Raw genomic sequence first — 22,037 nt, forward strand, 5'->3', positions numbered from 1 at the left:
GAACCGGCGGATGCTGCGCGGCCGATAATCTAGACGGATGAAAACAACGCGGACGGTGACGGTAGCCATCATTGGCGCCGGTCCGCGTGGTACCTCCGTACTCGAACGTCTGGCAGCCAACTGGGCGGCCCTGCCCAAAGCCAACCGGACGCGCATCGCGGTCCACCTGATCGAGCCCTACGAGCCAGGGCCGGGCCATGTGTGGCGTACCGATCAGTCACGGCATTTCCTGATGAACACCCCGGCGCTGTTTCCCACGGTGGTGCCGGTGGGTGAGGCTGCTGCGGAACGGGCGCCATCGCTTGTTCCGCTGTCCTTCGACGACTGGCGCCAGCTGATGGCGGACTCTCCGGACGATCGTCTCAGTGACGATGACCGGAAGGAACTCCAGTCGCTCACCTCCGCTGATTTCCCCAGCCGCGCCCTCTACGGCCGCTACCTGGAATGGATCTACAGCTCGCTGACCGCGGCCCTTGGGGACGGCTTCGAGGTAGTGGTCCACCGGTCAGAGGCGCAACACGTGAAGCCGCTGACTGCGGGTTTCCGGGTAAGGCTGAGTGAGGGCGGCACGGTAGTCAGTGATGCCGTCGTGCTTGCGTTGGGCCATCTGCCCGCTCAACTCAATCCGGAACAGGAAGCGCTGCGCGACGGCGCGGCCCGGCTCGGCCTGCAGTACTGGCCGCCGAACGTACCCGCAGACGCGGATTGGAACCGGTTGCCGGCGCGCAAACCCGTGCTGGTGCGCGGGCTCGGCCTTAACTTTTTCGACATCATCACCCACCTCACCGAGGGCAGGGGTGGAAGCTTCGTATCCAGTGGTCTGCCGGCAGGGCGGGCGTTGGATTACCATCCTTCAGGCCGTGAGCCGCTGGTAGTCGCCGCGTCGCGTCGCGGCACCCCTTACCGTGCCAAGGCAAAGCTGGACAGCTATGTGCCGCGCAGCATCCAGCTCCGCTACTGCACACCTACCCGCGCATCCAGCTTCGCGGCTGAGGGAATCCAGCCCGGCTTCGATCACGACCTGTGGCCGCTGCTGCACCGGGACGCTGTCTGGGCTTACTACGGGACGCTGGCGCGCACAGCAGGTTTGCCAGATACTTTTCTTCCCTCGCTTCAGGAGGTGCTGGATGCCGCCGATCATGTCTGGCGCCGACGGCTGGAGGAGCTCCTCGATGGAACGGTGGCTCCGGCTGACCGGTTGAATCTGGAAGCGCTCGCCCGGCCCTTCTGGCGGCAACGGTTTGCCTCTGAGGAGGAGTACAACCGTGCCGTGCTCGACTATCTGGAAGAGGACGCCGCCGGTTCCGACCGCGGCGAGAATGACCCATTGAAAATGGCGATCGGAGCCATGAACGCCGGCCGGTCCGTCATCAAGGGGATCGTGGCCGACGGCGGTCTCACCGAGGCGTCATGGACTGCGGAACTGCGCGGATGGTTCGAGCCCCTCGTCGAGGGCCTTGCCAGCGGGCCGCCGGCCCTGCGTATCGAGCAACTGGCAGCGCTGGCTCGCGCGGGCATCGTCCGTTTTGCGGGCCCTGCGCCGCGGTTCGAGCTGGATGCCGCCCTTGGCCGGTTCACTGTTTCCTCACCCTGGGTGGAGGGCAGAAAGTACGACGCCGGTGTCCTCGTTGAGGCGATGATGCCGGCTAACCGTGTGGCACAGAACCGGTCGGTCCTGCTTCGCCGGCTATTGGAGGACGGCCTGGTCCGGGCACGCACCATGATGTCGGAAGATGGCGTGCCTGAAGTGTCTCCCGGAATCGATGTCAGCAAGCCGCCGTACCGGGCAATCGGCGCCAATGGTCTGGCACAGGAGAACCTCTATGTCCTCGGCCTGCAGCTGAGTTCCGTGCAGTGGGGGACGGCGATCGCCGCGGAAGCCGGCGCCTCCCTCGATGCCGGCAGCCGTACGCTGCGGGACGCCGACGACATCGCGCGCGCAATCCTTGCCTGACGGGTGCCGCTATTGACGTGAGCTTTCCGACAACATGGCGCTGAACGAAGAAGCGCTCCTCCGCTGGACGGAGGAGCGCTTCTTCATTAGTTCACCAAGGCCTTAGTAGTCGCGACGAAATCTAGCCGCGACGGGCATCCGCAAGGCACTTGCGGTACTCGGCCATGGCCTTGCCGTAGCTGTTCGGGTGCCCGGCGCCAGGACCGCGCTCCGGCTTGACCGGGGCGACGCACTCTGCGCCGGCAACCGCTTCGATGGTGACCGGAAGGGTCACCGTCGTGCCGGATTCCTTGGCCACCAGAACAATTCTCCCCGCTCCCGGTGCTGCTGCCGGAACGGTGACCGTGACCTGCGCCGCGCCGTCCGTGACGGGCGTGGTGCCCAGCTGGGTGACCTTGCCGGCGGCGTCGACGAAGCTCGCCGACACGCTGGTGTTGATCGGGCTGCCTAGCGACGTGAGGTTCAGCTTTGCAACGTCGAAGGTGACAGTGTCACCAGCCGTGACGGTGGCCGGTGCATTCTTCACGATCACTGAGCGACGGTCGAAGCTCGGGGACAGTGGGCTGTTCTGCTCGATGTAGCTGATCCAGGCGTCGCGGTCTACAAGTCCCGAGTCACGGACGTCGGTTCCCTGCTGGAAGACGGTGAAGTTATCGCCGCCCTGCGCCAGGAAACTGAAGGTGCCGATCCGGTACTCTGCAGCCGGGTCTAGCGGTGCGCCGTCAATCGTGACCGACGTGATGCGGGAGCCGGCTGCAAGATCCGGGTTGTAGGTGTAGGACACGTTGTCCGACAGCCCGAGCGCCAGGAAGGACCGGGAGGAGCCTTCCGGCTGCCACTGCTGCTCCAGCATCGTGATGAACTGCTCACCGGTCAGGGTGACCGTCCACAGATTGTTGAGGAACGGCAGTACCGCATTCGCTTCGGCGTAGGTGATGACGCCGTCCTCACCGTAGTAGAGCTCGTTCCGCATGCCGCCGGGGTTGATGACACCGATCTCGGCTCCGCCGCGTTCAGCGGATGAGAGCGAGTCCCGCAGTGAGTCAGCGATCAGGTTGCCGAGCGTTGACTCGGACGTCCGGTCATCACGCTTGCCGTTGACGAAGGCTGTAGTGATGTCCGCTGTCACGGATCCAACGGGCTGGTTGCCGATGACTGCTGCTTCGGCGAGCGCCGCGTCAACAATCGTCTTGACCTCGGCGACCCTCGGATAGGTTGCTACCAGCGCAGCCGGGTCAGTGGCCGTGCGTGCAACATTCTGCGCCGTATACGACTTGACCTCGCCGGTAGCGTTATCCACGGTGAGGGTGATGTGGCCGATGAACTCGCCGTAGGAGCCGGTCTGGATGATCGGACGGGTTTCGCCCTCCGCGCCGGGTACAGGTGCATCCCACGCGTACTGCTTGTGCGTGTGGCCGGTGTAGATGGCGTCGACGAGCGGCGAGGTGCCGGTGACGATGTCAGCGAACGCGCCCCCCGCGGCCACCTCTGCCTCGATGGTGGAACCCTCGACGGCGCCGTCTCCGGCTCCCTCGTGATACTCGGCAATGATGATGTCGGCCAGACCCTGGTCCTCGATCTGCTGCGCCACGCGGTTTACGGCCTCGACGGGATCGCCGAAGTCGAGAGCGGCGACTCCGTCAGGGCTCACCAGCGAAGGTGTTTCCTGGGTGACGGCACCGATGATGGCAACATCAATACCGCCCACGTTCACAATTTCGTACTCCTGCAGGGCAGGCGTGGTGGTTCCCTTCTGGTACACGTTGGCGCCCAGGTACGGGAACTCCGCGGCGTCGGCCACACGACCGGCCAGGTCCGCAAAACCGCCGTCGAACTCGTGGTTACCGACAGCCGAAGCGCGAAGATCCAGAGCGTTGAGGACGTCGATGGTTGGTTGGTCCTGTGCAACCGAGGAGGCGAAGAGTGATGCTCCGATGTTGTCTCCGGCGGAGAGGAACAGCGAGTTCTCCTCGCCGTACTGGGCGCGCAGTTCCTCGATGGTTCCAGCGAACTTCACGGTGTTCGAGTCGATACGCCCATGGAAGTCATTGATGCCCATGAGGTTGAGCTCGGTCGTGGTGTCCGCCGGTGCCAGGTTCAGACCGACTATCACCGGATCGTGGTCACTCGCCCGGAACTGGTTCGGCGCGTAGAAGTCGGTGGCGTTGTAGTTGTAGCGGCTGTACTCAAGCGCTACGGATTCCACCGCGTTGATGTTCCATACGTCCACGCCGGATACCGCCGCGTCTGCTGCGGGGGAGGCGAGGATGTGGTCAAGGGAACCAACGAGTCCGGAGAAGACGTAGGAGTATCCATCAGTCTTGGCGCCCTGGTTGATGTAGCCGGCCTCGTACAGGACCTGCATGGGATCCTCAGCCGAGTAGGAGTTGAAGTCACCGGCAAGGAAGACCTTGTCTGTGCCCGCTTCAGTCTTCAGCTGTTCAGCGAAGGCGACGAGAGCGGTTGCCTGCTCAACGCGGTCGGCATTGGACGCGCCCTGTCCGTCACCCTGGTCTGCGTTTTCGCCGCTGCCTGATCCCTTGGACTTGAAGTGGTTTGCGATGGCGAGGAACCTGGTGGAGTCATCACCGCCGACAATGTTGAAGGACTGCGCCAGGGGCTTGCGGGCATTTGAGAAGGCGACGTTGTCATCGAGGATGACGGACTGGCCAACGGGCTCCACAACCGCCTTCTTGTAGATGAACGCGGTCCTGATGACGTCCTCGTTCTCGATGGCGGGCAAAGCGTCCGGTGAACGGACGTAGTCCCACACACCGGGGGCAGCCTCATTGAGCGCGGCAGTCAGCGTGGCAAGGGCGGCGTCCCGGTCCTTGCCGAACTTGGCCGAGTTCTCAATCTCCTCGAGGGAGACCACGTCCGCGTCCAGCCCGTTGATCGCCGCAACGATCTTCGCTTCCTGGCGCTCCAGGTTCTCTGCATTCGCAGCGCCGCGGGCATCACAGCCGCCGCGGACGGTGACGGGATTGCCGTCGCGGTCCTCGTAGTACGTGCACCCGCTGAGCTGGTCACCTGTGGTGGTGAAGTAGTTCAGCACGTTGAAGGACGCAATTTTGACGTTGCCGCCAACGTTCTCCGGTGCGTCAGGACGTGAGCCCTCGAACACGACGGGCTGAACTTCGGCGGAGTTCACAGCAGTGAGAGCGGTCAGCGGCTGGAACTTCCAGGAGCTGTTGCGGAAATCGAAGACCACTGGCGAGGTGAAAGTTGCCGATGAGTTGACCCGCACCGGCTGCTCCGGTGTGAGGTAGGGCAACGGCTGGTCCATGTTGGCGCTGCTGAGGAAATTGGTGGTGGCGCCGTCGTCGAGCTTGACCCGGCGGGCAGCGTTGTCAGCGGAGACAGCAGCATTCTCGGCCGTTCCCGGCGGAGCGATTTCCGTGGGCTGCACCAGGGGACTGTCCCCGACGGCAAGAGTGATTTCCCCATACTGGTTCAGTGAGTAGTTGTCCGAGACCGTGAAGTCGTTGGTCGGCTGCACGAGCATTCCCTCGAGTGCTTCGCGCGCGACATCATCCGCGGGGTACGCGATAGAGGCGGTCTTCACAGCCTCCGCGGGCTCCCCGGGCTTGGTCATTCCGCCGGCCAGGACGGTGATCTGTGAGAGGCCGAAGTATTCTCCAGCGGTGCCGGTGACCTCCACGAGGTCACCAACAGCAACGTCAGCAACCGTGGCGGTCGAGTAGATGAAGATGCCGTCAGAGGCGGCATGATCCGCACCGAGGTCACCGCCGGTCCCGGGGGTCTGGATGTAGTAGCCATCAAATCCGCCGGTGGGGTAAGTGGCAGTTACTACGCCGCGGGTGGTGACAACCTGCCCTCCATACGGCGTTGCTCCACCCGTGCCCTGGATCTGATCGATGGGGATCACTTCGCCCGGCGTGGGCGGTTCCGGTTCTGGCTCGGGTTCGCTTCCGGCCGTCTCACCAGCGGCATTGGTGGGAGTGACGGTTTCGGAAACGGTGAAGTCTGTCAGATTGTTGTCGGTGTCAACTCCGCCTGCGCGGTTCATCGACAGCGGGTTGCGGGTGCCGCCGGGGCCTTCTTCGCCTGCGGCCTCGAAGGTGTTGGACTCTCCGTATCCCAACAGGTCAACGACGCCGGGCGCGGCCACAACAGAGCCGACAGGCAGGTTGCTGACAGCAGTAGCTTGATCGGACAGGACGATGGTCCCGCTGCTCCCGCTGATATTCAGCGAGCTGGTCACATCAGCCGCCGGAAGTGCTGCGCCAACAGAGCCGTTGCTGGACGCCTGGATGAGGAAGTTTCCGTTTGCCGGGATGCTTCCCTTCAGCGGCGCAACGCCGGTCGGAGCAACTACCCCCGTCGCTGAACGGTACTGGAGCGACCAGCCGTCCAGGCTCACCGGCGCATCGGTGGTGTTGATCAGTTCTACGAACTTGTGCGTGAACGGTGCGTTGGCACTGCCCCCGTTGACGTACGCCTCATTGATAACGACGCCGGCGCCCGCTTGGGCGTCGACGGTTTCCTCTGCGCTGGCTGGCGAGAACGCCATCGGTGAGGCAATGAGCCCGACCGAAAGCGCTGAGCACAGCGCGCCCCTCCACGAATTTTTCATTCGTCCTGTTTCTCCTTGCTTTTGGCCGGATTACGGCCGCGAGTGATGCCTGCTTCGGCAGTGAGCCTCGGCGGAACTGGCCACGAAAGTGACAATAGGATCTGCCGGTGACATTCCGGTCGCGGCAAGCCAAGCACGCCGCAATGAACGGGTGGTTACCTCGCGGAGAACAGAGCAGCCGGGTTGAGACCATCAACGCGTTTCCCATCGTCGGCCCGGTGGTGCCGGACGTCGGCGTCCTAATATTCACCACTTCGTAGTGATGTAGACCACATCAGGCGCCTTGCACATTCAAGCACGAGTACTTGCTGTTGGGAACTACTGGCTGGAGTCGCGGAGTGTTCCCGTTGAGGGCTCACCGCCGGCACTGCCGACGAGGCAAATCACCGAGCGGCCGCCTTCGTCAGTCCATTCCGACTCGACCGGGTAGAAGTACTGGAGTTCCAGGGCAGACGCGTCATACTCCACGCCGACGAACGCAGCGAATTCACCGCGGCAGAACTCCTGCGCCTGAGCGTCCGCTTCCCCGAGCCCGGGGTAAACGCCTTCATCCAGCTCGGTTGTCGCGAATACTTCGAACGCGTGAGGTTCGTCGCAGGGGATTACCTGAATGTCCGGCTCCGCTGCGGTGCCGGAATCGGTCACGCACTGACCCTCTTGCAGGTCGTTCGCCGTGACGCTCGAGGCCTTCTGCGCCTCCGCTGCTTCGCTACTCGCTGCCGAGGTGAGTTCGGAAGGTGAGGCGCCGTCGTCGTTCCCGGCGGTGCAGCCGGTCACTGCTGCTGCCGCTATCAGGGCAGCAGGCAGGAGAAATCGCCGGAGAGCGGCAGTCGTCATTGAAGGCTCCTTGAAGTGAGACTTGGCACTTCCGGAGCCTACCCGATGGGATTCGAAGCGCCCGGAAGGACCTTAAACCAGTTGCACCCTGTCCATCAGGACGGGGTGCAACTGGTGAGCACGGCTCAGCTCGATGCGGAAGGTAAGGGATTCGAACCCTTGAGACGGGGTTACCGTCCACTGGTTTTCAAGACCAGCTCCTTCGGCCGCTCGGACAACCTTCCATACGGGGAATAGTGTTTCATGCAGAACAGGCTGCACAAAACTCCAGGCAGCAGGGTGAGGTCCGGAAAGGGAAATCATGAAAGCAGTAGTGCTTCGCGGGTTCGGTGAACCGGACGTTCTTCAGGTGGCCGATGTGGCGCCGCCCGGTCGCCAGGCCGGTGAGGTGCTCATCGACGTCGTCGCAGCCGGATTGAACCGCGCGGATGTGCAGCAGCGGTTGGGTGTGTACCCGCCGCCTCCCGGTGCCTCCGAGTATCCGGGCCTTGAGGTTTCCGGAAGGATCGCTGACCCGGGGGAGTCGGGGTTCCAGCCGGGCGACGCCGTCGTCGCGCTCCTTGCGGGCGGCGGTTATGCCGAACAGGTGGCAGTGTCCGCCGGGCAGGTATTGCCCGTGCCCGCAGGCGTGGATCTCGTGGCCGCCGCCGCGCTACCCGAAGTGGCTGCGACGGTCTACTCCAACCTTGTCCTGGTTGCGGGTCTGCGCAACGGCGAAACCCTTCTCATTCACGGTGCTTCCGGGGGTATCGGGACTATGGCTATCCAGCTTGCACGCGCCCTGGGTGCCCGTACGATCGTGACCGCCGGAACGGCCGACAAGCTCGATTTCGCCCGGTCACTGGGTGCAGAGGTCTGCGTAAATTACCGGGAGCAGGATTTCGTTGCCGAGGTGGACGCAGCTACCGATGGGCGCGGTGCTGACGTGATTCTCGATGTTGTTGGCGCAAAATACCTCGGCCGCAACGTTGAGGCCCTGGCGATAGGAGGCCGCCTTGTGGTCATCGGACTGCAGGGCGGTGCAAAAGCCGAGATCAACCTCGGCTCGCTCATGGGAAAGCGCGCGTCCGTGACGGGAACCACGCTGCGCTCGCGGCCTGTGGAGGAGAAGGCGTCCATTATGGCCGGGGTACGCGAGAACGTCTGGCCGCTCATCTCTAACGGGTCCATTTCCGTGCCCGTTGACCGCACCTTTCCGCTCGCAGAAGTGGTTCAGGCGCATGAGTATTTCGACTCCGGGCAGCACACTGGAAAAGTACTTCTGACGCTTTAGAACCGCTCATTTGGCGTGAGCGGCGAATTCGATGCCGAGCGCAGACGGGGGCACTAAGGCTGCTTTGTGGATTCCGGGCGGTGTGACAAGCTTGCTTTCACCTGAACTCCAAGGAGGAACCATGGCCAAGCACAGGGCAGACGGCAAGCCGGACGGCGCAACGCACGGCAAGGACGAGGAGTCCGGTCTGGAGCGTGCCGCCGAGAGTTGGGCAGAGAACCTCGCCGACCAGGTGAACGACGGCGTGAAGAATAATCCGCACGACACCGCCAATGACGGGCCTGACCCACGGACGGACACGCACTCCAGCCTCAGCGAGGGATCCAACTCCCGTGACGGCCGGGACGACCCGACACACTGAACGCCGAAATATAGTGCAGATCAGGCGGGTTTGACCGGGGGCGAACACGCCTGATCTGCGCAAAACTCCCTAGCGCCCGCGAACTGCGCGTGGTTTGCTGGGGTGATGACTGAGAACCTTCCTGAACACCTTCGTGAAGACATCGGCGCATCCGGACCCGGCGCTGAATCCGAGGACGAGCACTTGCGTGAAGACGTCAACACTCCCTCCGATGAAAATGACGGCGGCCCCGAATTCTCCGAAAGTCACTTCACCTCCGGGCAGCTCAACGCAGGCCAGCGTGTTCCAGGGGTGAGCCCCGGGGGCGAGTACAAGGAGGGCCGCGAGGAGGAGCTTGCGCACCGGGACGAGGCCGACTGAAACGCTTCGGCATACGCGCCGCATGAGAGCATGTTGCTATGACCGAACAGCAGCCCGAGCACCACAACGGCACTCCCGAGCATGCGTCGAAAGAGAGCCCGGTCCTGTCCGGAGAACTGGACGCGGGGCGTGGTCTTCCGGAACAGAACGACGACGGCGGCTCCCGCAGTGAGAAGGCGCAGGGCACCAAACTGACTGAACTGGTGGACGAGCCCGCCAAGGTCATGCGCATCGGTACCATGCTCAAGCAGTTGCTCGAGGAGGTGCGCAGCGCTCCCCTGGATGACGCCGGGCGCAGCCGACTGGCCGAAATCCATGAGCGGTCCGTGCGTGAGCTTGAGGACGGACTCGCACCGGAACTGGTCGAGGAACTGCAGCGGATCAACCTTCCGTTCACGGAAGACTCTGTTCCGACCGATGCCGAACTGCGCGTTGCACAGGCACAGCTGGTCGGATGGCTGGAGGGTCTCTTCCACGGTATCCAAACCGCGCTTGCCGCTCAGCAGATGGCCAATCAGCAGCTGGCCGCGCAACTGCAGTTGAAGCAACTGCCGCCCGGCACCGTTCTTGCTCCGGGCGTGGTGGTCGGCGATGACGGTGAACCGAAACGCGCTCCCGGAGTGCGGCCCGGTTCCCCCCAGATGCCGGACACTCACGGTCCGGGCCAGTACCTCTAGACGCGCGTGGCACTTTTTGCGGCGGCCCGACAGGGCCGCAAGGATGACGCGGAGCTTGGTACGGGAGTGTGGCGGCGCGCGCATGACCGCTTTCGGCGCGGGCTTGACCGGTACCACCAGATTCTTGAGGGCGTTGAGGATGACGCCGTCTATAACGAGTTGGCGGGTTTCGCCAATCAGCTTGCCCAATTGCTGCCGCGCGTGCGCGAGTGCTGCGTCACCGCGCAGGCTCAGCATCCGAGCGAGGGGCTGGACATCCCCGGGGCCCTTCTCCAGGTACACCGTGCGCTGTCCCGCGCGGGCAACGCCTTGGCCACCACAGCGGAGGCGGCCGCGATGGCCCGCCTGGACGGCGAACGGTGGGGTGTCGCGTCGGCCGGACTGGAGAACGTCCGGCGCCGGGCGGAAGTAGTCGCTGAGGACGTCATCGAAGCTGAACGCTTATTGTCAGAACCCGGCCAATAGCTACGTCAATAGCAATCTGTCGGAATACTTGCCGTCGAGTGAAGGTTGGCACCATTCGACAAGAGCAACATTCTTCGAAAGGGATATATGAGTACCTCACCAAACCTGACGTTCAACGACGGCCGCACCATTCCCCAGTTGGGTTACGGCGTGTGGCAGGTCGATGACGCAACGGCAGAGGACGTCGTCGGACGAGCTTTCAAGGCCGGCTACCGGCACATCGACACCGCGAAGATCTACGGCAATGAAGCAGGCGTAGGCCGCGCGATTGAAGCCTCGGGTCTCAGCCCCGAGGAACTGTTCATCACCACCAAGCTGTGGAACGCCGATCAGGGGTATGAGAGCACCCTCCAGGCATTCGAGGAGTCCATGCAGCGGCTGGGCCTCGAAACACTCGACCTCTACCTGATCCATTGGCTCCAGCCGAAGCAGGGCAAGTATGTGGACACGTGGAAGGCGCTCGTTGAACTGCAGAAGCGCGGCCGCGTCCATTCAATCGGTGTCTCCAACTTCACGGTCGAAGCACTGCAGGAAGTCATTGACGCAACCGGCGTCGTGCCGGCAATCAACCAGGTCGAGACCCACCCGTACCTGAACCAGGCCGAACTGCGCGCCTTCGAGGCGGACAAGGGAATCCTCCACGAGTCCTGGTCCCCGCTCGGTTCCGGCAAGGGCCTGCTTGAGGATCCGGTGCTCGCCGGTATCGCAGAAAAGTTGGGCGCCACTCCGGCGCAGGTTGTGATTGCGTGGCACCTCGCACTCGGGCTCGTTGTCATCCCGAAGTCGGTGACGGAGTCGCGCATCATCGAAAACTGGGGTGCGCTCGAGGTCTCGCTGAGCGAAGAGGACATTGAGGCAATCAACGGCCTCGACAAGGGTGAGAGCGGCCGTATCGGCGCCAATCCCGCAACGGCTGACTTCGCCTGATCGTTTCCCCCGGTTGACTCGAATGACTCGATCGCCGCGGCGGTAGGTCATTCAAACTAGTGCAGGCACTGCATGCGTTGCTTTCAACGCATGCAGTGCCTGCACCGTTTTGTGGGAACAATAGTGCCCATGGACAGCGACATTGTGAACCTTCTGATCGGGACCTACGCGAGCGACGGCGCCGAGCCGGGATCCGGTGAAGGCATCTGGCGTGTAACCCTGGACCGGCGCAGGGGCGCACTGAGCGGCGATCACCTCATTACGACGACGACGGCGCCATCTTTCCTCGCACTCCACCCTTCCGGAAACATGCTTTATGCAGTCCAGGAGACAGAGCAGGGCCAAGTGAGCGCGTTCAGCGTGCAGGGCGAAAACCTGTTACTTCAAGCCACAGTGCCGACCGGTGGCTCGTTCCCGTGTCACCTCCTCGCCTTCAACGACGCACTGTGGGTTGCCAACTACGGTGATGGCGTGGTCAGCCGCCTGGACCTGAACGACGACGGCGAGCCGACGGGAATGCCTGCCGTGTACCGGAACTCCGGTTCGGGACCCAACAGTGAACGGCAGGAAGGGCCGCACGCCCACTTTGTTCATGACACCGGCAACGGGTCCGTCTGGGTAAGTGACCTCGGAACTGATGAGATCCGTCGATTCACTGTGTCCGGGCCGGACGGCCTTGCGGCCGTGCTGCCGCCGGCCACAGGCCCACGGCACCAGGCAGCGCTGCCGGGCGGCGCCGTCGTCGTTGTCGGAGAACTGGACTCCCGCATGCATGTCCTGGCCTCTGACGGGAGTGGATCGATCCTCTCGAGCGTGGCCGCGCTTGCAACGCCGGTGCCCTCCGGGCAGCCGAGCCAGCCCTCGCACATCGATGTCGGAGTTTCCCCGGCCACACGGAACCTGCTGTACGCAGCAACCAGAGGGCCCGATGTCCTGGCCGTGTTTGCGGTGGAGGACGGGCAAACGCTCAGGCATCTGTCGGACTCACCGATCGGCGGCGCATGGCCGCGGCATTTCGCGGTGGTACCCACCAGTGATGATGGCGCGGACTTCATTGTGGCGGCGAACCAGTACTCGTCAACGCTCGATGTGCTGCGCGTGGACGGCGTTGGTCACGTTGAGCAGGTGTATTCCCTTGCGTTGCCGGTGCCGGCTTGCGTTATTCCCGCCGATTGAGCGCTTGCTTGGACCCGCGGCCGACACCGATGTGTACGAGCGTCCAGATAGTATGTACGCTTGTACACATGCAGAACTATTTCAAGGGTGATTCCAGAACGAACAAGGAGCGGATGCTCGCCGGTGATCTGTACATCGCCGACGATCCCGACCTCGCTGCCGGCCACCAAAGGGCAGTCAAGCTGGCCCACGACTACAACGAGGCGTACGCCCAGGATGTGGACTCCGCCCGGCCGATCCTTGAATCCCTTATTGGTCAGCTTGGCGAAGGTGCACACATCCGGCCGCCGCTTGCCGTGGACTATGGCACGTACATCACCATCGGTGCCGGGACCTTCATCAACTGCAACTTCACCGCGCTTGACGTCGCTCCCATTGTCATCGGCCGGGACTGCCAGATCGGCCCCAGCGTCCAGCTGCTGACTCCCACGCATCCGGTCGAGCCGCAGCCTCGGCGCGACAAGCTCGAAGCGGCGCTTCCCATCACTATCGGGGACAATGTCTGGCTCGGTGGCGGCGCTATCGTGCTGCTGGGAGTCACGATCGGTGAGAACAGCGTCATTGGTGCCGGCGCCGTCGTCACGAAGGATGTTCCGGCGAACGTCGTCGCCGTGGGGAATCCTGCCCGCGTGATCCGGACGGTCTAACCCCATGAACCAGCGACGGCATGATCCGGACCGGCGGGACCGGATCATCGACAGCGCATTGGCAACCATCGCCGAACATGGGTTGGCTGGAACCACGCACCGCAAGGTGGCCAAGCATGCCGATGTACCGCTCGGATCCATGACGTACCACTTCGCAGACATGGATGAGCTGCTCCGCGAGGCGTTCACGCGCTACGCCAAGCGCATCGCCCGGCGTTTTGCTGACCGCTTGGCAGCTGTGTCCGGCACCGACCAACTGGTGGCTGCGATTGCCGATCTTGTGCATCACGGCCTCAGCGAGAGTCCCGAAGATGTGGTCCTCACCCTCGAGCTGTACACGCTGGCTGCGCGAAAGCCGGACTTCCGGCGGATCACCCACGACTGGATGGGGCAGAGCCGCGCCGTCCTTGAGCGGCACATGGATGCAACCGCGGCATTCGAAGTGGATGCGCTCATTGAAGGGTTGTTCATTCACGTGAGCCTCGACCAGCAGCCCCGCTCCCGGACAGGCACCGAACGGGCAATTCGCCGCTTCCTCACTGATGTGCCCGCGCGCTGAACGCGCCCCGATCACCAGAACCATTTCGAAGAAGGACGATCATGAGTTCAATGACCACCGAGCAGCGCGTAGCCGTTCCGCGGGACGCGCGAAACGCACGGATCGCAGTGGCTGTGCTGTTCTTCACCAACGGCGCCATCTTCGCCAACCTCCTGCCGCGCTATCCGGAGATCAAGCGGGACCTTGGCCTCGGTAACGCGGAGTACGGGCTGGCAATCGCATCGTTTCCGCTGGGCGCCCTGATTGCAGGGTTGGCCGCGGCAACCCTAATCCGCCGGTTTCGTTCCTCCAGGGTGGCGGTGGCCGGGACGCTGTTCGTTGCGGTTGGGGTATTGATCGCCGGTGTTTCACCGACCTGGATTGCCCTGGCGGGTGCGCTGTTTTTTGCCGGTGCAATGGATGCGGTGACCGACGTAGCTCAAAACTCACATGGTTTGCGGGTCCAGCGGTTGTACGGCCGGTCCATCCTCAACTCCTTCCATGCCGTCTGGTCGATCGGAGCTGTTGCCGGTGGGCTGATGGGAGGGTTGGCGGTTGCACTCGATGTACCGCGCGGAATCCATCTCTCAGTCACCGGCGCACTCTGCGTTGCCGCCGTGTTGACTGCCTACCGGTTCCTTCTGGCAGGTCCGGAGCCTGCCGAGCGGACGGTGGTGTCTCCGGGACCCGATGTCCACGGGGGCGCGCCTAAGACGCGGCGGACCGGCCCATACCTCACACTTGCTGCGCTGGTGCTCATCGCGGTTGGCGGGACGCTGGTCGAGGATGCCGGCAGTACATGGGCGGCGGTCTACCTCTCGGGGCAGTTGGACGCCAGCGTCAGCATCGCTGCCCTCGGTTTTGTGGCGATGGTGGGCGCACAGTTCATCGGGCGACTGCTGGGCGACGGGCTCGTGGACCGCTTTGGGCAACGCGCTGTTGCCCGGGCGGGCGGCGTGATTGTGTTCCTCGGTATGGGAGCCGCCCTTGCCTTCCCATCCGTCGCCGGAACGATCATCGGGTTCGGCCTCGCGGGCTTTGGTGTTGCCACGCTGGTTCCCGCCGCTATGCACGGCGCCGATGAACTGCGCGGGCTGCGGCCCGGAACCGGTCTGACCGTGATCAGCTGGCTCATGCGGGTGGGCTTCCTGGTCTCACCGCCCGTCGTCGGCCTGATCGCTGACTCGCTGAGCCTGCGTATAGGACTCCTGGTGGTGCCGTTCGCAGGGCTGCTGGTCATCCTTCTGGCCGGGGTGCTGTCCGCGGAGCGCGCGGAGCCGCACCGGTCATGACCCTCCGGTCCAGACTATTCGTGGAGGCTGCCGCAGAATGAGGGCACAAAAAGAGCCTCCTGCCAGAGTCGAACTGGCGACCTTCTCATTACGAGTGAGACGCTCTACCGACTGAGCTAAGGAGGCTGATGCGGGTGAACTTCGCTATTGCAAAGGCTCATTCCACAAGGAATAACTGTATAAGAGCATAAGCTCACCGGTCAAAATCAGCAGCGAACGCCGTCGTCCGGAACGGTGCCGTCGATCAGGAAATCATCCACGAGGGACTCGATGCATTCGCCGGAGCGGCCGTAGGCGGTATGCCCCTGCCCCTCCCAGGTCACATGCACGGCGGACTCCAGTTGGTCCGCGAGGGCCAGCGACCACTCGTAGGGTGTCGCTGGATCTCCGGTGGTTCCAATCACGAGCATCGGCGGCGCGTCCGGTGCGCTGGCGGGGGAGGGCTCGAGCACCGGTTCGTGCGCCCACTCCTTGCAGGCGAGCGCGCCGTAGCTCAGGTACTCACCGAAAACCGCGGATGAGGCTTCGAGCGCTTCCGCCTGTTCCTCCATGACCGCTGGGTCAGCCGGCATTGGATAGTCGAGGCACGTCACCGCGGTGAAGGCCGCGGACGCGTTGGTGAGGTAATCGCCGTCGGGCTCCCGCTCTGCGCCGAGGTCAGCGAAGCGGAGGAATTCCGTGGGGTCACCCTGCAGCGCCTGATCGATCGCGGCGGTCAGCGCGGGCCAGCTGGCGCTGTCATACAGCGGAAGCACAAAGCCCTGGAAGAACGTCCCGATGGTGACCAGCCGCCCGTCGGCAGCCGTCATGGGGCTCTCCTCAACGGACTCGAACAACGCATCCACAATAGCCACACCCTCGTCAACATCACCGGGAAGCGGGCACTCGCTCTGCGATTGGCAGTCTGCGACGTAACTGCGCAGCGCCTCATCGAACGCCGCGACCTGCCCGGCTGTGATCTCCGCCGAGCTCAGGGAAGGGTCTACGGCGCCATCGAGCACAAATCGCCCGACATTGTCGGGGAACAGCTCTGCGTACGCAGCGCCTAGCTGGGTGCCGTAGGAAAACCCGAGATAGTCGAGCTGTTCCTCACCGACAAGGGCCCGCAGGATGTCCATGTCCTTCGCGGCGCTGACGGTGTCGATGTAGCCCAGCAACTCACCGGTGCGCTCGGCGCACAGTTCGGCGTACTCCGCTGAGTCCGCTTCGAGGATCTCGAGTGCCTCCGCATCGGTGGCGTCCGCCGGAATCGTCTCGGTTCGGGCCTCGTCGCGTTCCTCATCCGTCAGGCATTTCACTGCAGAAGACCGGTTGACCCCGCGGGGGTCAAACCCAATCACGTCGTAGGACTGGCGCAGCCGATCGCTGAGGATGAACTCAGCGGAGTCGCGGACCAGGTTATAGCCGGAAGCTCCCGGCCCTCCCGGATTGACCAGGAGAGAGCCCTGCGCATCCCCTGACGCATCCAGCCGGATAGCCGCGATCTCGAGCGATTCCCGTCCCGGATCGCTGTAATCAAGCGGAACCTCGACTGTGGCACAGGCGAGATCCTCCTCGCACTCCTCCCAGACAACCTCCTGCGAGTAGAACTCCCGGAGGTCTTCCGGAACTTCACCGATCACCTCCGCCGGTGCCGTCGTCGCGCCGGTCTCGGGGCCCGCAGTGCACCCGGAAAGCACCAGAGCAACGACGACGGCGGCAGCACCTGCCAGCGCACGCAGCGGTGAGCGGCGCGCGGTTTGGGAGTGGGTCACGCGGAAAGTTCCTTCTCTGGGAGCAGGCTGACGGCCATCGCTTCGATGGCCAGCAGGGGGGCAACATTTGTTCCAACGATCCGCGTGCGCACTTTGTTGATGGCGTCGATGCGCTTGAGGGTCTCTTCCGGCGTGCCGTGTTCGGCATAGCGCTCAAGCTCGGGCCGCAACGGCTCGTTGACCAGGTATCCGGAGGTGCCGAGCTGCAGCATGAGGACGTCACGGTAGAACGAGGTGAGATCGGTCAGCGCGCGGTCGAAGTAGTCGTTCTTGGAGCGCTTGGCCCGCCGGTTCTGATCGTCCTCCAGCCGCTTGACCTGCGCACGGATGGCGGGCGGGAGAGTGCCGGACTCGGGCGCACCGAGGGAGACCAGCAGCGCGGCCTTCTCCTCGGCGTCGCGTTGCTCGAAGGAGCTCTGCGCCTCGGCTTCAGCGAGCTTCACGAGATCCGCAGCCGCCCTCATGGCGCCGGCAATGTTGCGCAGGTTGAGGGGTAGCCGCACTATCTGGTTGCGCCGCTCGCGGGCATCGCTGTCCGTGGCAAGGCGCTTCGCCACTCCAATGTGGCTCTGGGCAGCGCGGGCCGCAGCCTCGGCGATGATCGGATCAATCCCGTCACGCCGCACCAGCAGGTCCGTGACAGCGTCAACGGGCGGAACGCGCAGGCTGACCGAGCGGCAGCGAGAGCGAATGGTCACCAGCACGTCTCCGGGACTTGGTGCGCACAAAAGCCAGATCGTGCGCGGGGGCGGTTCCTCGATGGCCTTCAAAAGGACGTTTGTGCTGCGCTCCTGCATGCGGTCCGCATCCTCGACGATGATGACGCGCCAGCGGCCCGTTGACGGCTTGTCCTGCGCCTTCCGCACCAGCTCGCGGGCTTCATCGATGCTGATGGTGACTTTCTCGGTGGTCACATTGGTGACGTCGGCATGCGAGCCGGCCAACGCCGTCGTGCAGGCCTTGCACTCCCCGCAACCGCGTTCCTCCAGCAGCGGGCGGTCGCAGAGCAGAGCGGCGGCGAAAGCCCGTGCGGCGTTGGAGCGTCCGGAGCCGGGAGGTCCGGTGAACAGCCAGGCGTGGTTCGGCTGCTCAGCGGCCGCGGCGCGGCGCAGTTGTTCAACGGCGGCAGCCTGACCGGTCAGGAACGTCCAGACGCTCATGCCAGATGCTCCCGTACGGCGCCCACGATCGTTGCTGCCAGCACATCAACGGGATCCGACGCGTTCAGCACCAGATACGCCTCCGGATTCAACGCCGCCTGGTCGCGGAAAGCCGCCCGGATCTGCTCGTGGAAGGAGTCCGGCTCCGATTCCATGCGGTCTTCCTGCGCCGCTGTGGAGGTTCGGCGGCTGCGGCCTTCCACGTGGTCAACATCGAGCAGTACCGTCAGATCCGGCCCGAGCCCCTCCACCGCCCAAAGGTTGATCTCCAGCACGCTCTCCGCCCCGAGGCCCCGTCCCACGCCCTGGTAGGCAACGGAGGAGTCGATGTATCTGTCACAGATGACGACGTCGCCGCGCTCCAGAGCGGGCAGGATCACCTGATGCACGTGGGCGGCACGCGAAGCGGCGAAGATCAGTGCTTCCGTCCGCGCGTCGATGTGCCCGTGCCCGTGATCAAGCACCAGGGAACGCAGCTTCTCACCGATTTCAGTACCACCGGGCTCGCGGGTGCGCACCACCGTTTGGCCGTCGGCCTGAAGAGACTCCGCCAGGCGCGCGGCCTGCGTGGACTTGCCGGCGCTGTCTCCGCCCTCGAAGGCAATGAACATGCCGCGGGTAGGGCGGGAAGTCTGGGATGTCACTGGATCAGCCTACCGACTCAGCCCTACAGCCCGCGCAGCCTGTGGAGAACACATAGAATCGATCCACCGGCCGTGCCGGGCAACTGCCAACTCAGAGTTGATAGTTTCAACCGGCTATCTTCAGCGCGCGCGTCATCCGCGGCGCTGGATTACCGCCCGCATCATTCGGCAACTTAACCTGATCCAATGACCCAGCACGCGGACCTTGCCCCGGATACCCTCACTGTGGCCGCAGGCCGCCCGCCCCGTGAGCACGATTCCCCGGTCAACCCGCCCATTGTGCTGTCATCGACCTTCCACGAAACCGCACCGCCCACCGGGTCCGACCGCATCTACGCGCGCATGTCCAACCCCACCTGGGATCCCTTCGAGGAAGCCCTCGGGCAGCTGGAAGGTGCCGCGCTTCCGGCGCTCGCCTTCGCCTCCGGACTCGGTGCCGCAGCCGCAGCGCTCTCGCTCGTGCCCACCGGGGGAGTAGTGGTCATTCCCCGCCACGCGTATGGTGGATCGGTTTCGCTCGCGCTCGCAGAGGAAGCGCGCGGCCGCCTCTCGGTCAGGCAGGTCGACATTGCTGACACCGAGCAGGTCCTGTCACAGCTCGACGGCGCTGACATGCTGTGGCTCGAAAGTCCCACCAACCCGATGCTCGAGGTCGCTGAAACCGCGGTGCTGACGGACGCTGCCCACGCAGCCGGTGCCGCCGTCGTCGTTGACAACACCTTCAACACCCCGCTGGTGTGCCGGCCGCTGGACTACGGTGCGGACGTCGTCCTTCACTCCGTCACCAAGTATCTGGCCGGCCATTCCGACGTCGTCCTCGGCGCGCTGGTTACCTCCGATCCTGAGCTGCGCTCCCAGCTGACCTCCTACCGGACACTTCACGGTGCCATCGCGGGGCCGTTCGAGGTGTGGCTGGCCCTCCGCGGTCTACGCACACTCGCGCTCCGGATGGAACGCAGCCAGGCCAATGCGCTGGAACTGGCCGTCAGACTCGAGCAGCATGCCGCCGTCCAACGGGTTCGCTATCCGGGGCTGCCCAACGATCCCGGCCACGAGCGCGCCACAGCACAGCTCAAGGGCTACGGCGGCATCATCAGTATCGAACTTGGCAGCAGAGAAGCCGCTGACGCGCTGGTCGAAGCGGTCCGCCTGTGGCTGCCCGCCACCTCGCTGGGCGGCGTTGAATCGCTGGTTGAACGACGACGGCGCCAGCCCGGTGAGCCTACAACGGTGCCTGAGGCGCTGGTCCGGCTGTCCGTCGGCATTGAGAACGTTGAAGATCTCTGGTCGGACCTGAATGCGGCACTCTCCTCAGCGGCGAATACCCGGTAGGCTGAATCCGTGGAAATTGTGCTGCTGACCGAGTTGTGGCTCTTTCGTGTTCTCGGCTACCTCGCGCTCGCCATTGAACTGTGGGCCCTCGTCGATTGTGCCCGGCGCCAGCCCGCCTCCTTCGAGGCCACGTTCAAGCGCACCAAGAGTTTCTGGCTCGGCCTGACTGCGGGCTCTGCAGCGATCGGGGCGCTCACCGCGTACTTCGGCGGTTTCGGCCTGTTCGGACTTCTGCAGCTCGTTGCGATTATTGCCGCCTGCGTGTACCTCGCTGACGTGAAGCCTGCGGTGAGCGAGGTCCAGGGAAGCGGGCCGTACGGCCCCTGGTAGGCCCAGCCCTCATTTCACCGAGGAGCAACCGCGTCCCAGGCAACAGTAATCTCGCCCAGACGCCACCGTGACGGGCCGTCGAGAAGCGGCCATCCGGCGTCGGACATCGCCGAGCACATCCCCAGCCAGCGCTGCCGGTTTCCGAAGGAGCCCATGGGCGCCGCGTCGAGCCACGCGCGGTCGAGCGCCTGCAGGTAGTCGAACACGCGTTCACCGGGAACGTTCCGGTGGATCAGGGCCTTGGGCAGACGCTCAGCCACATCCGAGGGCACCCCGAACCCGCCGAACCGCAGCGAGATGCTCAGCGACGACGGGCCGTCCACGCTGATCGCCGCCCAGGTGGACCGGCGCCCAATTTCATCGCAGGTCCCGTCGATAAAGAGCCCGTTCTCCGACAGCCGGCTCCGTACCCGGTCCCAATGCGCCAGGTACTCATCCTCGCCGTACTGGCGCAACACGTTGAACGCTCGGACAACCACGGGACGCCGGCCCTGCAACGGCAACTCGAACCCGCCCTGGACAAAGCTCAAACCCGGCCGCTCAAGCGGAAGCGCAGCGCGGACGCGCCCGGGATCGATCTCCACACCGACCACCTGAACGTCATCCCTCACCGTACGCAGGCGGGTGAAGAGTTCAACAGCCGTGACCGGCGTCGCGCCGTAACCGAGGTCAACCACGAGCGGATCCTCCGCTGTCCGGATGCGCCACGCCTGCGGGCCGGCCAGCCAGCGGTCCATGCGCCGAAGGCGGTTCGGGTTGGTTGTGCCGCGTGTGATCGCCCCAACGGGCTTCGCGGGCTGTCGTATCGGCACCGTTCAAGGTTACGGGTAATGAAACCGCTTGCCGCAGCACATCATGTGCCCCAGCTGGCCAAATACGGCAGACTGGATCCATGACTTCTTACAAACTGATCCTGCTGCGCCATGGCCAGAGCGAGTGGAATGAAAAGAACCTTTTCACGGGCTGGGTGGACGTGGCGCTGACGGAACTGGGCCGCAAGGAGGCCGTCCGCGGCGGCGAGCTCCTGGTGGAGCATGACCTCCTGCCGGACATCGTGTACACCTCGCGCCAGAAGCGGGCCACCATCACCGCCAACCTCGCGCTGGAGGCGGCTGACCGCACCTGGATCGACGTCAAGCGCAACTGGCGCCTCAATGAGCGCCACTACGGTGCCCTGCAGGGCAAGGACAAGGCCCAGACCCTCGCCGAGTTCGGCGAGGAGCAGTTCATGGAGTGGCGCCGCTCCTATGACACGCCGCCGCCGCCGCTCGACGATTCGAGCGAGTACTCCCAGGCCAATGACCCCCGTTACGCGGACCTCGGCGATGATCTTCCGCGCACCGAGTGCCTAAAGGACGTCCTCGAGCGGTTCCTGCCGTACTGGGAATCGGACATCAGTGTTGACATCAAGGCCGGCAAGACCGTCCTTATCGCCGCCCACGGCAATTCCCTCCGTGCCCTCGTCAAGCACCTCGACGGCATCAGTGATGAGGACATCGCCTCCCTCAACATCCCCACCGGCATCCCGCTGGTCTATGAACTGGATGAGGACCTCAAGCCCGTCAAGGCCGGTGGTACCTACCTCGACGCCGACGCCGCCGCTGCCGCAATTGAAGCTGTCGCCAACCAGGGCAAGGCCAAGCACTAGCAGCCGAGCGACGCCCAGCACCCACCCACGACGGCGGCCCGCCTCGCAAAGGAAGCGGGCCGCCG

The 22,037-nt window shown here is 64.3% G+C and carries 20 protein-coding genes and 2 tRNA genes; 14 read left to right on the forward strand and 8 right to left on the reverse strand.

What is annotated here, in order from left to right; all coding sequences use genetic code 11:
• The first annotated feature begins 37 nt into the window (after positions 1 to 37).
• A complete protein-coding gene (locus tag ABFX19_RS07985) occupies positions 38 to 1,954 on the forward strand; it encodes an FAD/NAD(P)-binding protein (protein ID WP_346027990.1) in 1,917 nt (638 codons plus the stop codon).
• Between the two features lie 121 nt (positions 1,955 to 2,075).
• On the opposite strand, the gene ABFX19_RS07990 is transcribed toward ABFX19_RS07985, so the two are convergent.
• The 3 genes from ABFX19_RS07990 to ABFX19_RS08000 all read right to left on the reverse strand — a co-directional run bounded on the left by ABFX19_RS07990 (position 2,076) and on the right by ABFX19_RS08000 (position 7,612).
• Entirely contained in the window at positions 2,076 to 6,551 is a 4,476-nt protein-coding gene (locus ABFX19_RS07990) for an ExeM/NucH family extracellular endonuclease (protein WP_346027991.1), read from the reverse strand.
• Between the two features lie 318 nt (positions 6,552 to 6,869).
• Positions 6,870 to 7,388 carry a septum formation family protein gene (locus tag ABFX19_RS07995; protein WP_346027992.1) on the reverse strand — a complete coding sequence of 173 codons (519 nt, stop codon included), beginning with the start codon at positions 7,386 to 7,388 and terminating at the stop codon, positions 6,870 to 6,872.
• A 136-nt stretch (positions 7,389 to 7,524) separates the two neighbouring features.
• A tRNA-Ser gene (locus tag ABFX19_RS08000) sits at positions 7,525 to 7,612 on the reverse strand.
• Positions 7,613 to 7,689: 77 nt separating this feature from the next.
• On the opposite strand from ABFX19_RS08000, the gene ABFX19_RS08005 reads away from it, so the two are divergent.
• The 10 genes from ABFX19_RS08005 to ABFX19_RS08050 all read left to right on the forward strand — a co-directional run bounded on the left by ABFX19_RS08005 (position 7,690) and on the right by ABFX19_RS08050 (position 15,104).
• Entirely contained in the window at positions 7,690 to 8,661 is a 972-nt protein-coding gene (locus ABFX19_RS08005; RefSeq protein WP_346027993.1) for an NAD(P)H-quinone oxidoreductase, read from the forward strand.
• Between the two features lie 121 nt (positions 8,662 to 8,782).
• Positions 8,783 to 9,022 carry a hypothetical protein gene (locus ABFX19_RS08010; protein WP_056546324.1) on the forward strand — a complete coding sequence of 80 codons (240 nt, stop codon included), beginning with the start codon at positions 8,783 to 8,785 and terminating at the stop codon, positions 9,020 to 9,022.
• Between the two features lie 105 nt (positions 9,023 to 9,127).
• The gene (locus ABFX19_RS08015; RefSeq protein ID WP_277358034.1) at positions 9,128 to 9,382 is read left to right on the forward strand and encodes a hypothetical protein; all 255 of its coding nucleotides are present in this window, start codon (positions 9,128 to 9,130) and stop codon (positions 9,380 to 9,382) included.
• Positions 9,383 to 9,420: 38 nt separating this feature from the next.
• A complete protein-coding gene (locus ABFX19_RS08020) occupies positions 9,421 to 10,059 on the forward strand; it encodes a bacterial proteasome activator family protein (protein ID WP_277358033.1) in 639 nt (212 codons plus the stop codon).
• Positions 10,060 to 10,065: 6 nt separating this feature from the next.
• Entirely contained in the window at positions 10,066 to 10,524 is a 459-nt protein-coding gene (locus ABFX19_RS08025; protein WP_346027994.1) for a hypothetical protein, read from the forward strand.
• Positions 10,525 to 10,611: 87 nt separating this feature from the next.
• Complete coding sequence (locus ABFX19_RS08030) at positions 10,612 to 11,451, forward strand: aldo/keto reductase (RefSeq protein WP_346027995.1); 840 nt, start codon at positions 10,612 to 10,614, stop codon at positions 11,449 to 11,451.
• A 129-nt stretch (positions 11,452 to 11,580) separates the two neighbouring features.
• Positions 11,581 to 12,627, forward strand: coding sequence for a lactonase family protein (locus ABFX19_RS08035; RefSeq protein ID WP_346027996.1), 1,047 nt, complete (start codon positions 11,581 to 11,583; stop codon positions 12,625 to 12,627).
• Positions 12,628 to 12,695: 68 nt separating this feature from the next.
• Complete coding sequence (locus ABFX19_RS08040; protein ID WP_346027997.1) at positions 12,696 to 13,274, forward strand: sugar O-acetyltransferase; 579 nt, start codon at positions 12,696 to 12,698, stop codon at positions 13,272 to 13,274.
• A gap of 4 nt (positions 13,275 to 13,278) precedes the next feature.
• The gene (locus tag ABFX19_RS08045) at positions 13,279 to 13,833 is read left to right on the forward strand and encodes a TetR/AcrR family transcriptional regulator (protein WP_346027998.1); all 555 of its coding nucleotides are present in this window, start codon (positions 13,279 to 13,281) and stop codon (positions 13,831 to 13,833) included.
• 41 nt (positions 13,834 to 13,874) lie between these two features.
• On the forward strand, positions 13,875 to 15,104 hold the full coding sequence (locus ABFX19_RS08050; protein WP_428831015.1) for an MFS transporter: 1,230 nt from the start codon (positions 13,875 to 13,877) through the stop codon (positions 15,102 to 15,104).
• Between the two features lie 53 nt (positions 15,105 to 15,157).
• Here the strand turns inward: ABFX19_RS08050 and ABFX19_RS08055 are convergent.
• The 4 genes from ABFX19_RS08055 to tmk form a co-directional block, all read right to left on the reverse strand.
• Positions 15,158 to 15,230, reverse strand: a tRNA-Thr gene (locus ABFX19_RS08055).
• Between the two features lie 80 nt (positions 15,231 to 15,310).
• On the reverse strand, positions 15,311 to 16,858 hold the full coding sequence (locus ABFX19_RS08060; protein WP_346027999.1) for an alpha/beta hydrolase: 1,548 nt from the start codon (positions 16,856 to 16,858) through the stop codon (positions 15,311 to 15,313).
• Positions 16,855 to 18,018: a DNA polymerase III subunit delta' gene (locus tag ABFX19_RS08065; protein WP_346028000.1), complete on the reverse strand. Its 1,164-nt coding sequence runs from the start codon at positions 18,016 to 18,018 to the stop codon at positions 16,855 to 16,857. The genes ABFX19_RS08060 and ABFX19_RS08065 overlap by 4 nt, the downstream gene beginning before the upstream one ends.
• Positions 18,015 to 18,629, reverse strand: coding sequence for a dTMP kinase (tmk, locus tag ABFX19_RS08070; RefSeq protein WP_277358061.1), 615 nt, complete (start codon positions 18,627 to 18,629; stop codon positions 18,015 to 18,017). The genes ABFX19_RS08065 and tmk overlap by 4 nt, the downstream gene beginning before the upstream one ends.
• Before the next feature lie 219 nt (positions 18,630 to 18,848).
• Here tmk and ABFX19_RS08075 point away from each other — a divergent pair, with 219 nt between their 5' ends.
• Positions 18,849 to 19,994: a trans-sulfuration enzyme family protein gene (locus tag ABFX19_RS08075; protein WP_346028001.1), complete on the forward strand. Its 1,146-nt coding sequence runs from the start codon at positions 18,849 to 18,851 to the stop codon at positions 19,992 to 19,994.
• A gap of 9 nt (positions 19,995 to 20,003) precedes the next feature.
• Positions 20,004 to 20,324 (forward strand): DUF2516 family protein, encoded by a 321-nt coding sequence (locus ABFX19_RS08080; RefSeq protein ID WP_346028002.1) that lies wholly within the window; start codon positions 20,004 to 20,006, stop codon positions 20,322 to 20,324.
• A gap of 14 nt (positions 20,325 to 20,338) precedes the next feature.
• Here ABFX19_RS08080 and ABFX19_RS08085 read toward each other — a convergent pair whose 3' ends face one another.
• The gene (locus ABFX19_RS08085) at positions 20,339 to 21,061 is read right to left on the reverse strand and encodes a class I SAM-dependent methyltransferase (protein ID WP_346028057.1); all 723 of its coding nucleotides are present in this window, start codon (positions 21,059 to 21,061) and stop codon (positions 20,339 to 20,341) included.
• 155 nt (positions 21,062 to 21,216) lie between these two features.
• Here ABFX19_RS08085 and ABFX19_RS08090 point away from each other — a divergent pair, with 155 nt between their 5' ends.
• Positions 21,217 to 21,972: a phosphoglyceromutase gene (locus tag ABFX19_RS08090; protein ID WP_346028003.1), complete on the forward strand. Its 756-nt coding sequence runs from the start codon at positions 21,217 to 21,219 to the stop codon at positions 21,970 to 21,972.
• The last annotated feature ends 65 nt before the right edge of the window (positions 21,973 to 22,037 follow it).

This window comes from Arthrobacter parietis (genome assembly GCF_039530425.1).
In the GTDB taxonomy this organism is placed as follows: Bacteria; Actinomycetota; Actinomycetes; order Actinomycetales; family Micrococcaceae; genus Arthrobacter_D; species Arthrobacter_D parietis.

Excerpts from the sequence above, each read along its gene's own strand:
- ABFX19_RS08015 (WP_277358034.1), top strand. The coding sequence starts at position 9,128 with ATGACTGAGAACCTTCCTGAACACCTTCGTGAAGACATCGGCGCATCC.
- ABFX19_RS08020 (WP_277358033.1), top strand. The coding sequence starts at position 9,421 with ATGACCGAACAGCAGCCCGAGCACCACAACGGCACTCCCGAGCATGCG.
- ABFX19_RS07995 (WP_346027992.1), bottom strand. The coding sequence starts at position 7,388 with ATGACGACTGCCGCTCTCCGGCGATTTCTCCTGCCTGCTGCCCTGATA.
- ABFX19_RS08050 (WP_428831015.1), top strand. The coding sequence starts at position 13,875 with ATGAGTTCAATGACCACCGAGCAGCGCGTAGCCGTTCCGCGGGACGCG.
- ABFX19_RS08040 (WP_346027997.1), top strand. The coding sequence starts at position 12,696 with ATGCAGAACTATTTCAAGGGTGATTCCAGAACGAACAAGGAGCGGATG.
- ABFX19_RS08010 (WP_056546324.1), top strand. The coding sequence starts at position 8,783 with ATGGCCAAGCACAGGGCAGACGGCAAGCCGGACGGCGCAACGCACGGC.
- ABFX19_RS08090 (WP_346028003.1), top strand. The coding sequence starts at position 21,217 with ATGACTTCTTACAAACTGATCCTGCTGCGCCATGGCCAGAGCGAGTGG.
- tmk (WP_277358061.1), bottom strand. The coding sequence starts at position 18,629 with ATGTTCATTGCCTTCGAGGGCGGAGACAGCGCCGGCAAGTCCACGCAG.
- ABFX19_RS08030 (WP_346027995.1), top strand. The coding sequence starts at position 10,612 with ATGAGTACCTCACCAAACCTGACGTTCAACGACGGCCGCACCATTCCC.
- ABFX19_RS07990 (WP_346027991.1), bottom strand. The coding sequence starts at position 6,551 with ATGAAAAATTCGTGGAGGGGCGCGCTGTGCTCAGCGCTTTCGGTCGGG.
- ABFX19_RS08065 (WP_346028000.1), bottom strand. The coding sequence starts at position 18,018 with ATGAGCGTCTGGACGTTCCTGACCGGTCAGGCTGCCGCCGTTGAACAA.
- ABFX19_RS08085 (WP_346028057.1), bottom strand. The coding sequence starts at position 21,061 with ATGGACCGCTGGCTGGCCGGCCCGCAGGCGTGGCGCATCCGGACAGCG.
- ABFX19_RS08045 (WP_346027998.1), top strand. The coding sequence starts at position 13,279 with ATGAACCAGCGACGGCATGATCCGGACCGGCGGGACCGGATCATCGAC.
- ABFX19_RS08035 (WP_346027996.1), top strand. The coding sequence starts at position 11,581 with ATGGACAGCGACATTGTGAACCTTCTGATCGGGACCTACGCGAGCGAC.
- ABFX19_RS08005 (WP_346027993.1), top strand. The coding sequence starts at position 7,690 with ATGAAAGCAGTAGTGCTTCGCGGGTTCGGTGAACCGGACGTTCTTCAG.
- ABFX19_RS07985 (WP_346027990.1), top strand. The coding sequence starts at position 38 with ATGAAAACAACGCGGACGGTGACGGTAGCCATCATTGGCGCCGGTCCG.
- ABFX19_RS08075 (WP_346028001.1), top strand. The coding sequence starts at position 18,849 with ATGACCCAGCACGCGGACCTTGCCCCGGATACCCTCACTGTGGCCGCA.